General features: G+C 47.9%; 8 protein-coding genes. 1 reads left to right on the top strand and 7 read right to left on the bottom strand.

What is annotated here, in order from left to right; translation table 11 throughout:
- Positions 1-45: 45 nt before the first annotated feature.
- From ACX9NY_RS10740 to ACX9NY_RS10750, 3 genes are all read right to left on the bottom strand, one after another.
- The gene (locus ACX9NY_RS10740) at positions 46-954 is read right to left on the bottom strand and encodes a hypothetical protein (RefSeq protein WP_342572747.1); all 909 of its coding nucleotides are present in this window, start codon (positions 952-954) and stop codon (positions 46-48) included.
- Positions 955-1034: 80 nt separating this feature from the next.
- A complete protein-coding gene (locus ACX9NY_RS10745; protein ID WP_339242085.1) occupies positions 1035-1778 on the bottom strand; it encodes a polysaccharide deacetylase family protein in 744 nt (247 codons plus the stop codon).
- Positions 1779-2250: 472 nt separating this feature from the next.
- Positions 2251-2754, bottom strand: a complete 504-nt coding sequence (locus ACX9NY_RS10750; RefSeq protein WP_339242083.1) for a ferritin — start codon at positions 2752-2754, stop codon at positions 2251-2253.
- A gap of 172 nt (positions 2755-2926) precedes the next feature.
- Between ACX9NY_RS10750 and ACX9NY_RS10755 the strand changes: the two genes are divergently transcribed.
- Positions 2927-4186 carry an amino acid permease gene (locus ACX9NY_RS10755; protein WP_472478563.1) on the top strand — a complete coding sequence of 420 codons (1260 nt, stop codon included), beginning with the start codon at positions 2927-2929 and terminating at the stop codon, positions 4184-4186.
- Between the two features lie 56 nt (positions 4187-4242).
- On the opposite strand, the gene ACX9NY_RS10760 is transcribed toward ACX9NY_RS10755, so the two are convergent.
- The 4 genes from ACX9NY_RS10760 to ACX9NY_RS10775 form a co-directional block, all read right to left on the bottom strand.
- Positions 4243-4362: a hypothetical protein gene (locus ACX9NY_RS10760; RefSeq protein WP_017688846.1), complete on the bottom strand. Its 120-nt coding sequence runs from the start codon at positions 4360-4362 to the stop codon at positions 4243-4245.
- A 100-nt stretch (positions 4363-4462) separates the two neighbouring features.
- Entirely contained in the window at positions 4463-4720 is a 258-nt protein-coding gene (locus tag ACX9NY_RS10765; RefSeq protein WP_339242081.1) for a YolD-like family protein, read from the bottom strand.
- Between the two features lie 153 nt (positions 4721-4873).
- Positions 4874-6565: a DUF11 domain-containing protein gene (locus ACX9NY_RS10770; RefSeq protein WP_339242080.1), complete on the bottom strand. Its 1692-nt coding sequence runs from the start codon at positions 6563-6565 to the stop codon at positions 4874-4876.
- The gene (locus tag ACX9NY_RS10775) at positions 6562-13266 is read right to left on the bottom strand and encodes a DUF7507 domain-containing protein (RefSeq protein ID WP_472479265.1); all 6705 of its coding nucleotides are present in this window, start codon (positions 13264-13266) and stop codon (positions 6562-6564) included. The genes ACX9NY_RS10770 and ACX9NY_RS10775 overlap by 4 nt, the downstream gene beginning before the upstream one ends.
- Positions 13267-13351: the final 85 nt, after the last annotated feature.

The following is a 13351-nucleotide window of genomic DNA, read 5'->3' on the forward strand; positions in this document are numbered from 1 at the left end:
ATCCAATACGCGTCTCTTCTACAACTCAGAATATCCATTAAATCCTTAAGATTTCACAGATACAGTCATGCCAAGAGCCTCCAGTGGTACTTGATCAGTCTTAAGCTGATGAATTTTATGACCGTCCTGCCATGAGACCGTTACATGAACAGACTTTCCACCACTTGGATATTCAACCTTGATATACCCTTTATCTTTGGGTACAGGCAATGTATGTGATTCCAGGTACTCCACCATTTTCTTCGCTATGCCGGGGTTATTCATTTCATCTTCGGAGACGGAACGAATTTGCAGCGTCCATCTGCCTTCTTGCCAAGTCAGATATTGACTGCCTGCGGCACCTTCAGCCATGCCTTTGATGCCATGTCCCAGATCCACAGCCATATCTGCTGGAATATCTTTCAGGTCTGTCTCTGGGAAAATACTTTCCTGCTCAGGGTCCTTATACGTTTTCACTTCATAGGAAGCCAGTAAAGGTACCTTACTGTCGGAAGCCGTTAAAGATGGATCATTAACGGCAACGGATTGCGTGGACGCGTAGAAGTTCACTTTGAATGCATCAGCCGTATTGGACGGTATTGCCGCACCCAAATATGCGCCTTTATCCAAGGGGAACGAAGTGGGTAACGCTGCATCCTCCATCTTCAACTGGTTGCGAACTTGCTTGATCACATCATTCACACCGGATTGACCTGTGGCAGTATGGTTTCCGCCCGACTGCGCTCCTGATGGTTCTACACTATTCACTGTACCCGTGTTCTCTTTGGTTCCTGTTTCATTTTCATTAGAGAAATCAGCACCACCGCTGCCGGTCTCGGTTTGCTCACCCACTGTTGTCGTTGGTGAAGTACTACTCTCTGATGTTGCATTCGAGTCCGGTCCGCCACATCCTGCCAGTGCAAGTAAAACGGCTGTCGTTACCGGAATGGTCATCCATAATGATTGTTTCTTCATGATGTGTACCTCCTTCGTTTTAACCAATCTGTTATCAGGCTCTATCTATCGTCCGATCGAATCGGAAAATTTAAAAAATATTAACGTTTGTCGTTCCAGAAGTTAACCGGCTGCACCTTCTTGCTTAATACTTCAAAACGATACCCTTCTGCCTTCAATGTTTTTAATACTTGCGGTAATACTTTCAGCGTTGCTTCCTGGTCGTGCATCAGCACAACCGGCGTTGTTCCACTCTTTTGTACGGTGTGGATCTGCTTCATTACACTGTTATAGACTTTCTGGTGATCTTGCTTGTACTTCCAGTCTTCCGAATCCACATTCCAATCCCATAGATGGAATCCACCCTGACCCAGCAGCACGTTACGGAATGCCGGTTTGAGATATGGTTTACTACCATATGGCGTCCGAACGAGACTTGTTTTAACTCCAGCAACCTTGTTCAGACTTACATTGGCCTGTTGCATCTCTTTCAAACCGCTATATGCGGATTTATAGAATTTGCTTGGAACATGACTCACACCATGCAGACCCAATCCATGCCCGTCAGCTACAATTCGTTTGGTAGCCTTCTGAAATTTCTCCATCTGAGGACCCAGCATGAAAAACGTAGCCTTCGCATTATACTGATCCAGAATATCCAGTAACTGACCCGTATGAGCGGTTGGCCCATCATCAAAAGTCAGATATATGATTTTGGCATTTGCTTTGCTTGCACGATCCTTCGATGAAGCGGATTGGGCAGATACCGACTGCGGCAATAAAAGTGGAATGATTAGTAAAATAGCAAGTGTGACCATGATAGATTTGCGAATATGTAACATCATTAAAAAATCTCCCTTGTGTGTTATATTTCCCCGGGTGTCCATGTTGTTCTACCTTCATCCCTTGGCGATAATCTTAATACTATCAAAGGAATAGACTCCTGTTCTCCCTTCAAAGGCTACGGTAGAGTTACACTTTTGTCAGATAAACCTAAAATTTAATACGAATTTGATAGATTTGAGCAAAATAAAGATCCCGTCAGGATAGATCAATTGTGACATATCCTTTATTACCCACATTCAGAATTTTGATAGACTTTTGCTCCAATCCAAGCAAATCAATACAAAAATAAAATAGCTATGCATGCAAAAAAAAGCCTGCACAAGTGCAAGCTTTTTTCGTCTTCTTCAGCATATGGCATCAACCCGTCATCTCTTGCATGGAAACCTAACCCCTAATGCTTTGAGGGTGATTTCCTTACGCCGTATGTAAAAGTCTTTTGTTCTTGGAATCTTCTCGACTCCCTACGTGCATTTATTCAGCGGGAGCAGTGAATGAACGTTTGCCAAATTCGGCATCCAGCATATAGAAGGCATTGCTGTCTTTTTCAATGCGGCGCAGCTTCTGAATAATGTTGTCGAACAAGGCTTCCTCTTCCACTTGCTCATCAATGAACCATTTCAGGAAATACATTGTCGCATGTTCACGTTCGTTCAAGGCGATGTCAGCCAGATTGTAGAATTTTTTCGTGTTCTGCTGTTCATGAGCATAACCATGCTCAAAGACATCCAGCATCGAAGCATATTCATTCTTCGGTTCTGGCAAAGCGGCTAATGTAGCACGGTGTCCACGATCATTCAGGAATTTGTATATTTTCATACCATGGAATCGCTCCTCTTCGGCTTGCACGATGAAGAAGTTCGCAAATCCATCCAGACTCTTGCTGGAACAATAGGCTGCCATAGCCAGATATACATGAGCGGAATAAAACTCGAAATTCATCTGTTCATTTAAAGATGCTGTTAACTCTTGGCTCATTATCCAAACACCTCTTTCTTTCTCTAGGGATGGTTATATTCTAACATAACGCCAGCAGGACTTACACCGATTTTCTACAAAATTCGCCAATGACTGAATGGTTGTCCTCCTATATAATTACATAGTCATTATCAGAATAATTCCAATCTGGAAGGTAGGCTAATACAAGAACATGAACACCTCTTCACAGCTCAAAAAAACAATCGGCATGCCGCAAGCCGTTGCGCTCTATGTAAGTGCAGTACTCGGTTCAGGTGTCCTGATTGTACCCGGACTGGCCGCTGAACTGGCCGGTCCAGCTTCGCTATTGGCTTGGGGCGGCATGGTCCTGCTAATTCTGCCACTCGCTTTATCCATGGGACTATTATCTGCCCGATATCCCGATGCAGGTGGTGTATCCCATTTTGTCACCCTTGCTTTCGGACAACGTGCCGGAACAATCATTGGCTGGTTCTTTTTGATGTCGGTACCCATAGGAGCTCCTGTAGCAGCTCTGACGGGTGCAGGATATATGACGGCAGCATTGGGGTTAGGTGAACATATCAGAATCCTTATTGCCGCCATAATGCTGGCGATTGGATTGATCATTAATATCGTTGGTATGCAAGTTGCTGGTAAAGTACAGATTGGTGTCGTCATCGCTATTGTTACCGTGCTGGTGATGGCCTTTGTACTGGCTCTTCCCAACATGGACTCCATCCATTACACCCCATTCATGCCGCATGGCTGGGTCAGCATCGGTCAAGCCGGAGCGATTCTGTTCTGGTGCTTTATTGGCTGGGAAGCGGTATCCCATCTTTCCGAAGAATTCACTGATCCTCGAAAAGCAGCCATTACAGGTGTGACTATCGCTGCGATTATTGTAGGTGTACTCTACTTCCTGACAGCCCTGGCTACCGTAGGCACGCAAAGTTATCTGCATGGCGGGGCCGATGTGTCCCTCGTATGGATCATTAGTCAACCCCTTGGTATCTGGGGTGCATGGATCGCTGGACTGACTGGCATATTTATCTGTACAGCAACCGTCATTGCCTATGCCGGGGCAGCTTCAAGAGTTGGTTATGCACTCGCGAGACAAGGTGCTGCACCGCGTTGGATGGCTCATCTGTCCAAGCGATTCCACACACCCGTAGCAGCAATTGGATTCCTCGGGATCTGCTTCATTCTGGTGCTAAGTGTCTATGCCAGCGGCATCGTGTCACTTACAACACTGATTCAGCTTCCCAATGCAACCTTTATCCTCACATATCTTGGGGGCTGTGCAGCAGGAATCCGATTATTGAAAGGAAGTCGCACCGGCGTGACCATCAGCTGGATTTCCTTTGTAGCCACAGCGATCGTATTCCCTTTTACCGGATGGGCTGTACTGTACCCGGTTCTTATTGTAATTCTCTATGGCTTGTTCAGCCGCAAACAACCATCCAAGATCTGAACAAAAAAAGCTCTGCCGTGATGGCAGAGCTTCTTTCATTCTTTAGAAATATGCAATTATACCAAGAACGCTTTGGAGATGATAACCAACAGGATGAACAGAACCAGAATGGCACCTACAGAAGTGAAACCTCCGTATCCGTAGCCTCTTGTTTCTCCACCTAATACTTCGCTCATTGACCGTACCTCCTCTGCAACAGGTATGGGTTATCTTATGCAGGAAGTACGACTTTGACAGGGCGGATGCCCTAATTATTCAGATTGCTGTTTTTTTCGTTCAGTATCTGGGAGACTGCACCCGCATGATATCCATGAAAGGCACCTTCGCCGTGAACTCTTCTTCTGTATACTCTACATGCACGAGTCTTGTACGCGAGTCCATTTTGACAATGACGCCTTGCACCTGGTCTTCTTTGCCCCATACGGTCAATAGTACTTCCGAACGTTCACGAAAGGCTTCAACCAGTTGATTTCCCAACTCTTCAAGTTCAAACTCATCCCGTGTAGGTCTTTTTGCTACTTTTGCTTTTGCCAATGTGGCTGCCTCCTCTACTCCGACGTCCCGATTCCACGGGTTGATTGCCGAGTTCATATTCAATTAGTATACCATTCATTTACGTTCGTGTAATGTCATGGCATCCAAGAATCAGCAAAATCCTCAGGCATTTTAACTTTAACCACATTCTCCTTATTCTTCTCCATACTCCACAATGATACTGTACTCATTCGATCGGGATTCGCCTGCCTTTTTTTGTCCATTCCATTCATACGTATACCTAGCGATCAAGGCTCCTTGCAGCGTACCCGTCTTGTCGGATGCCAGCTGCACTACATAGGAGTTGTTCTTCTCCTCTCCAGGCTTAATCTCACCCACATGGAGAACTCTAGGCGTGGAGTATTCCGGAATGTTCCACTGGATCTGACCCGCAGCTTGCCCAAGCCATTTGGAGCCCTCAGGCAAAATGCCTCCCAACTGCACGCGTGCCGTCACATTACCCGTATTCATCACACGTACCTCAAAAGTCACTGTATCTCCCTGCTCGACCAACGTGGGTTTTACTTGAACATAAGCCTGAATGAACGGTGCTTTTAATTCAATCACAGCTTCATTGGATGTAATCATCCGCTGTACTGATCGTGAATCCGGCAAGCGAAAGGTATATATCAGGCTGGCATGATTCACATACTTATAGTCATCAGGTATCGATTCACCTCGTTCTGCAAGTTTCGCTTCGAACTGAATATTCAGATTAGACCGGGCAGTCAATGTCCCCAGATTGAGACCTTTAGCCAGATTAGTTCCGGGACGTTTAACTCCATTCCAGCCCAGACTTCCTTCGACAAATGTCATACCTGTTGGCAATATATCCATGAGGGTTCCGTCTACCGCGTAGCTGCTTGCGTTGGAGACGGTAATATTATATTGCACGGTATCACCCCATGTGGCCGTTACCGGGAGCACCGTTTTCACCACAGAAATTCGGGGCTGTATCACTTCCAAAGTAACCTGATTGGAGTAAACCGTCTCGCGCTGCCCTGCGGAGATATAAGTCAGTACAGCCACACTTGATATTCCGTTCGCATCGCTTCCCCCCACAACCTGAACCCGATATTGTATCCTAACGGAGCTTCCGGGCAAAATCTCTCCAAGTTCTACGCCCGTATCAGGCGTTACTTGTGGCGCAAACATCTCATCTACTATGACACTGGCAGGTATAAAAACAATACCTTGCGGCAAAGCGATCGTTACCTGCGCACCCGTCGCTGCAACAAAACCCGGATTGCTTACGATGACGGTGTACATGATAATATCCCCTGAGAAGGTTTGGTCCCGCTCGGCTTGCAGGCTGACTTCAAGCCTGGACGAGACCATATTCACCTCCACCGTGTTGGATCTCTCCACACCTCTGACTGTTCTGCCTTCAGATGCCACAAATGCATAGTTAACCTCAGCTTGATTGAGCAGCTTTAAGCCAGCCGGTATCCGCAAAATCACGACTTGAAAATGATATCTCAGCGTTGCTCCCGGTGCGATCTCTGCTGCAGGCAGCCCGTTCTCTGGTGATGCCCCCGGTAGTGGAATTGCATCTCGTAATACACTATTAGGAAGAAGGGATGTTTCAGCAGACAATGAATCCACAACATGAACTGTAGCCGTACAATTGCCTGTGTTAACAATCTCGATCATATAAGTCAGGGACTGGCCCAGTGTAGCGATAGCTACATTGCATTGCTTTTTCACTTCCAACCTAGGCCCGACCCATGGAGTAGTAACTGTATTGGAATAAGCCACCTGTTCCAGTTCAGTCGTACCCGAGCTGAATCGAACCAGCGACTGATTCTGAAGCCAGTGGGACAACGGACCTGAGTTAGGACTCATATCACAACGACCTCTACTCGGAATGTAACAGTAACGGAAGCACCAGCAGCAATGGAACCAAGTGTAATTCCTGTATTCGGATTTCCGGTAGGTCTCGCTACACCATCCACGGACACACTCCCCGTCACAAATACCGTTCCTGCCGGTACAGGGTCAACCATGACAACATTATTCACCACTTCAATGCCGCTATTGGTCACAACAACCGTATATGTGATTACATCGCCAACAACTGCATCAATGGCACTTGTGCTTTTGGCAACAACAACATTTGGTGCAGATACAGGGATCACCAGCACGTTGGAAGATACAGTTCCCGTCAACACACGGCCATCCGGAGGACTAAAAGTATAGCTGGCAGTGGCTTGATTGATCAACTGCTGATTCTGAGGCAATGAATCTACCGTAATTTCAAGTGTAACCGTTACGTTCACCGATCCACCTGGGGGTATCGTACCAACCACAATTCCTGATTCCGGGTCAGCTCCTGGCTGTGGAACACCATCAATCAGAACACTGTTAGAGAGCAGTACAGCTCCAGCAGGTATGTTGTCCGTCAAGGTCAAGTTGGCTGCAAGATTCCCACTATTGTTGATGGTGAAAGAATAGATGATGGTGTCACCAATCGTTGCATTTGAGGTACTCGCTGTTTTGCTTAAAGACACTATCGGCTGATAAATAGGTGTTACAACTGTATTCGAATACGTAGCTCCAGAGAAAACACCGGATGTGAAACTTACAGAAGATTGACTGCTCACTTGTGGTGGTGTTGGAAGTGAATTGACCCGAACCGCGTATGAAACGGCTATAGTTGCGCCCGGTGCTAGTGTCCCCAGAGCAATTCCAAGTGCAGGGTTGGCCAAGGCACGTGGGACACCATCCACCAGAACACTGCCTGTCACAAATGTGGTAGCCGGGCTAATCGGATCTGTGATCACAATGTTGTTAACCGGGTCAATCCCGTTATTGCTTACAACCATCTCGTATACAATCGTGTCGCCTACCACAGCGTCAATGACCGCAGTGGTTTTCACAACACTGACATTTGGAGCAGATACTTGAATGTTGAGTGCGTTGGACGTAATTGTGCCTCCAAGTGTCCTTCCATCAGGTAATGTATACACAAATGTCGCAGATGCCTGATTGGTGATGGATTGACTCAAAGGTAATGTCACAATCACAACAGAGAATATAATCGTGGTTGTTGTGGCAACAACCCCCAGGGGAATACCTGAAGCCGGATCAGCACCTGGTGCTGAAGCTCCATTAATAATGACACTATTCGGTACAAGTTCGGTTCCAGCCGGAATGGTATCCGTTAACGTGACGGATGCTCCGTAGTTTCCGGTATTGGTAATGGTAATGCTATAGACCACCGTATCCCCGACAGTTGCTACAGCTTGATCTCCTGTTTTGACAGCAGCCAAAATAGGTTGGTACACCGGCGTTGTAATGGTATTGGAGAATGTGGTGGCAGAGAATGCACCGGATGTAAAACTCACCGTTGACTGGTTGTTCAAAACGGCACTTGCCGGAAGTGATGTCACCTGCACGCTGAATACAACCGTCACCGTCACGCCCGGTGCAATGGAGCCCAGCGTTATTCCGGTTGAAGGGTTCGCACCCGGGCGTAGAACACCGTCAACAGATACACTTCCTGCAGTAAGAAGGGTGCTTGCTGGCACGGCATCTGTAAAAATCACATTGCTTACACTTGCAATTCCGTTATTGGTTACAGCGATGCTGTAAGTGACGGTATCACCGACGGAAACAGCTGTGGATGTGGTGGATTTGACCACTTCCACATCCGGCGCGGAAACGGAGATGGTAAGCACATTGGATAACACGTTGCCTGTAATGTTCCGTCCGTCCGGCAGTGTAAAGGATAACGCAACCGAAGCCTGATTCACGAGTTGCTGTGGAGTTGGCAGTGTATCAATAACTACGGAAAACGTAATTGTAGTTGTAGCTCCGGCAGCTACAGTTCCTACGGGAATACCCGCTGCCGGATTTGCAGCAGGTAGAGGTTGACCGTTCACAATGACACTATTCGGAACAAGAATGGTACCGGCCGGAAGGTTATCCGACAGATTGATCTGGGCACCGTAGTTCCCCTGATTACTCACGGTAATCGTATAGCTGACGGTATCACCGACGGTAGCATTCTGAGTACTTGCTGTCTTCTGTGCCGAAAGAATTGGCTGGAAAACCGGAGTAACCACTGTATTCGAAAATGTCGTACTTGAGAAAGCTCCAGAAGTAAAACTGACCGTCGAACGATTACTCAACTGTCCTCCTGGCGGAATCTCGTTGACCCTGACACTGAACGACACTGTCGCGGATGTCCCAGGTCCCAGTGTAGCAAGTGATATCCCACCTGCCGGATCAGCATTAGGTAGGACTCCCCCATTCACGGTAACACTGCCTGTGTTGAATGTCGCCCCAGCCGGAATTGGATCTGAAAACTGGATATTGCTTACCGGAGCTATCCCGCTATTCGTAACCAGGATGGAATAGCTAACAGTATCGCCCACGGCAGCAGCAGTCGATGTAGTACTTTTGACCACAGCGACATTAGGCGATGATACTGGGAAAGTCAATGTATTGGAAGTGGCTGTACCCGTCAACGTTCTCCCGTCAGGGGGTGTAAATGTAAAGGATGAAGTTGCAAAATTGCTGAGCTGCTGAGGCGATGGAAGTGAATTCACGACTACGGCAAACGTAACCACAGCTGTCGCTCCCGCTGCAACAATACCAACCGGGATACCTGCTCCAGGTGTTGCTCCCGGCTGTGGCACTCCAGAAACCACCACACTGTTGGGAACAATAGTTGTCGCTGCGGGAATGGTATCGGTCAGCGTTACATTGGCTTGCAAATTACCTGTATTGCTCACCGTCACTGTATATACTACCGTATCACCTACAGTTGCATTAACTGTATTCGCTGTTTTGACAAGGGAAATCTGTGGCTGTATGACCGGAGTCTGTGTGGTATTGGACGATGATGAACCCGAAAATGAACCGGATGTGAAACTGACCGTCGACTGATTGTTAATCTGTGAAGGGATCGGCATAGTTATCCTCACCTCAAAAGTTACGGTTACTTCAGCCCCTGGGGCCAATGTACCGATTGGAATGCCGGCGGTCGGATTGGAGAGCGGGAATGAAGTCCCGTTCACAATGACACTTCCGGGTATAAATGGGGTGTTCGAAGGTAGAGGGTTTGTGTATACCACGTTGTTCACTGCCACCGTTCCATTGTTACGAATGACTGATGTATACCTGATGACATCTCCAGATACGGCGTAATCCACGTTGTCACTGTTTACAATGCTTACATTCGGCAGGGATACAGGAATGGTGATTGTGTTTGATGATGCAAAACCTGAAATACTCCTCCCGCTAGGAAGAGCATAGCTATAGGATGCGAGGGCTTGATTGATTAGCTGCCTCGCATCTGGCAGACTTGTGACTGTTGCAAGGAAAGTGACTGTCGCGCTTGCCCCCGATGCCAGTACTCCAAGACTGATGCCGGAGTTCGGACTGATGCCGGGTGCTGGAGAACCATTAATGATGACACTGTTCGTATTGAATATTGCTCCGGCAGGAACCGGATCTGTTAAAGTAACCGTTGCCGCAATATTGCCAGAATTCGTAATCTGGAGGGTGTAATTAAAGGTGTCTCCTACAGTCAGGCTCGTTGTGCTAGCCGATTTCAAGACTTGAACAACAGGTTGAAATACTGGAGTATTTACGGTCACAGATGAGGAAACACCATTAAAACTGCCGGACGTAAAAGCTGTACTTGCCCGGTTGCTGACCGAGCCCGAGGCTGGAACAGAGGTCACTCTTGTCTGATAGGTCACAGTTACATTACTGGAGCTGTTCAACGTTCCCAAAGCAATGCCCGAAACCGGGTTTGCATTTCTTGCAGCCGCCCCATTAATCGTGACACTACCAGATACAAATTCAGAACCGGTAGAAGGCATATCTGATAGAATCAGGTTCTGAACTGCCCCACTGCCGGAATTCGTGGTTACAACTGTATAGGTAAGTACATCTCCTACAGTGGCATCTGTTGTATTGACTGTTTTGGCAATGGATATGTTGGGTGCGGAAGCGGGAATACGAACGATATTGGAAAGTGCGCTTCCTGCCAGATTACGCCCACTCGGGAGCTGGTAGGTGTAATTTCCCGTTCCCTGATTCTCCAATGTTGGCGGTGTCGGGAGTGTCGTAAGTGACGTACGAAACACCACTGTGGCGCTCCCTCCAGGCAGAAGACTCCCCAGCGTGATTCCGGTTAAAGGACTGAGCCCTGGACGCGCGGAACCATTCACGGTTACCGAATCAGGAATGAACGTGAGCCCTGATGGAATCGTATCAGTCACGCTTACTTGTGCTGCAATGTTCCCGCTATTGGACACGAGCAGTGTATACACAAGCTGATCACCCAACGTCGCATTGGTCTCATTCGCCGATTTATTGATCGTAATCACAGGCTGGTATACAGGTGTTGTGATGGAATTGGAGTTAGAGATTCCAGTGAACGCGCCTGAACTATATGATACGACCGCCCGATTGATGAACGAACCCGCAGTAGGCAAAGACTGCACATTGACCTGAAATGTGACAGTTGCCGAGCTTCCTGCTGTTAAGGTACCCAGCGCTATACCACTGGCCGGATTGGCTGCCGTTACATTAACCCCCCTGACTACAACACTTCCGGGGACAAAAGTCAGACCTGTCGGAAGACTATCGGTTAGGACGGCGTTATTTATCGTTTGGATCCCACCATTTGTCGTAACCACAGAATAGGTAAACGTCTCTCCAACAGCAACGTCTGTAACCGTTGCATTCTTCACAACGGATACGTTCGGTAAGGTAACCGGAATCGTCAGTGTGTTTGATGCTAGCGAACCCGTGATGGTTCGCCCGTCAGGGGAAAGGAATGAATAGGAAGCCGTAGCCTGATCCACCAACGTAGGCGGTGTAGGAAGATTCGTGACCGACACTTGAAAGGTTATCGTGGTTAAGCTTCCCGCTACAAGACTGCCCAAATTAACACCAGTAACCGGATTGGCACCTGCGATGACAGTTCCGTTCACGCGGAAACTGCCCGGAACATAGGTACTGCCACTTGGAATATTATCGGTAATCGTCACGTTGGCGCCTACGTTTCCCCCATTCGTTACCTGTAGCGTGTACGTCACCTGATCTCCAACCGTAGCGTTCGTTGTGCTTGCTGATTTCACAATGGACAGGTTCGGTGAATACACAGGTAAAGTAGAATTATTTGACGGAATGACTCCTGTGATAACTGCACCGCCTGCAACGCTTTGAAAAGTAAAAGCTGCATTTGCCGAATTTACCAATTGCAAGATGCTTGCGTCCTGAGCGATTAGTGCACGATAGGTTATAACGACACTACTGGACAGATTTAACGAACCCAGAGGAATACCAGCTGTTACATCAAGTGTTGGACGGGGTATCCCGGCAACCGTGACGCTACCTGGAATGAAGGTAAGCCCTGCAGGCAGTGAATCGGATAACACAACACTGGCCGCACTAGCTGTGCCTGCATTGCTGACGGTAACGGTATAAAGAACACTATCTCCCGCTACTGCTCCGGAGGCAGTCGATGCCTTGGCCACCGTAATTTTGGGTGCGTTGATATCAACTTGTATTGCATTGGCGTTCACAATGTACGCATCGCCTGAAGTCGTTAGCGTAAGCACTGCCGAGGATTGATTGTTAATCAGTCTGGCAGACACATCCACATTGGTGATATCCCAGCCTTGACGACCACCGACAATGTTGGAACCCGGAGCACCATTCGTCTGATTTCGAGTTCCGAAAGTGCCCGTTGTGTTAAGTGCTCCCGTGTCACCGTTGATTTGGGATGCAAAAAAATTCGCAGCCAGATTGTTCGGCCCGGATAAGGCCACTGAAGTCGCAGAGGTCGGCCCGAATAAGGCCTGATCACCTGTTCGATTCGCATCACCTTCCTGGGCACTAAACAGCGCCCTTCCCCCGAGCACACCGGAGAGAGGGGTTGCGAATCCTGTCAGTGTTGTTACTACTGGTGGTGAAGTGGATTGCACAAGTACGCCGCCTGCACGCAAAGACATGTTGCGAAAAGGGAGATTGGGATTCTGATAAATAACGCCAAGCGTCCATCCGGCATGATTGGCTGTAGCATCATTCGTAATCACAATCGTTCCCACGACTGCTCCGGTGATATATGTACCTGCTCCCCCATTTTGCACAAGTGTCGTCACGTTGGCTGAACGTACATAACCCGCGGCATTGTTACCCAGGTCAAACTGGTTGTAAGTCACCGGGTCAGGTGTAACACTGAATGAACCTGCGGGGGTGATGAACGTTACCGGATTGTTGATCGCTGAGCTCAGATTGACCGTTCCGTTGATATAACTTCCGCCCCAGATTAATTCTGCATACAGGACGGTACTACCCGCAGGAAGGACAAGGATAGCAGCGGAACTGTTACTCTGGTACAAGCTTGTGGTTCCCAGGGGGTAGGTGCCGTACTGGACAGTGCTGTTCGTTGTGGTAAAACCTCCAATACTGTCCTGTGTCCCGGGTACCCCTGCTGTTTCCGAACGACTCAGTCCAAGCGTATTACCTGTAAACGTAATCGCTCCCGTAGCGTTGACGGTAGAACGAACGACAAGAGGAATGGATTTCACCTCCCCTTCAGCAAAATAACAATCCTGTGATTCGGAGCCTTTTAACAGTCTATGATGCTCTCACCGAAATTTGTAT

The sequence above is a fragment of the Paenibacillus sp. CB74 genome (assembly GCF_055687625.1).

Excerpts from the sequence above, each read along its gene's own strand:
- ACX9NY_RS10750 (WP_339242083.1), bottom strand. The coding sequence starts at position 2,754 with ATGAGCCAAGAGTTAACAGCATCTTTAAATGAACAGATGAATTTCGAG.
- ACX9NY_RS10760 (WP_017688846.1), bottom strand. The coding sequence starts at position 4,362 with ATGAGCGAAGTATTAGGTGGAGAAACAAGAGGCTACGGATACGGAGGT.
- ACX9NY_RS10740 (WP_342572747.1), bottom strand. The coding sequence starts at position 954 with ATGAAGAAACAATCATTATGGATGACCATTCCGGTAACGACAGCCGTT.
- ACX9NY_RS10745 (WP_339242085.1), bottom strand. The coding sequence starts at position 1,778 with ATGATGTTACATATTCGCAAATCTATCATGGTCACACTTGCTATTTTA.
- ACX9NY_RS10755 (WP_472478563.1), top strand. The coding sequence starts at position 2,927 with ATGAACACCTCTTCACAGCTCAAAAAAACAATCGGCATGCCGCAAGCC.
- ACX9NY_RS10770 (WP_339242080.1), bottom strand. The coding sequence starts at position 6,565 with ATGAGTCCTAACTCAGGTCCGTTGTCCCACTGGCTTCAGAATCAGTCG.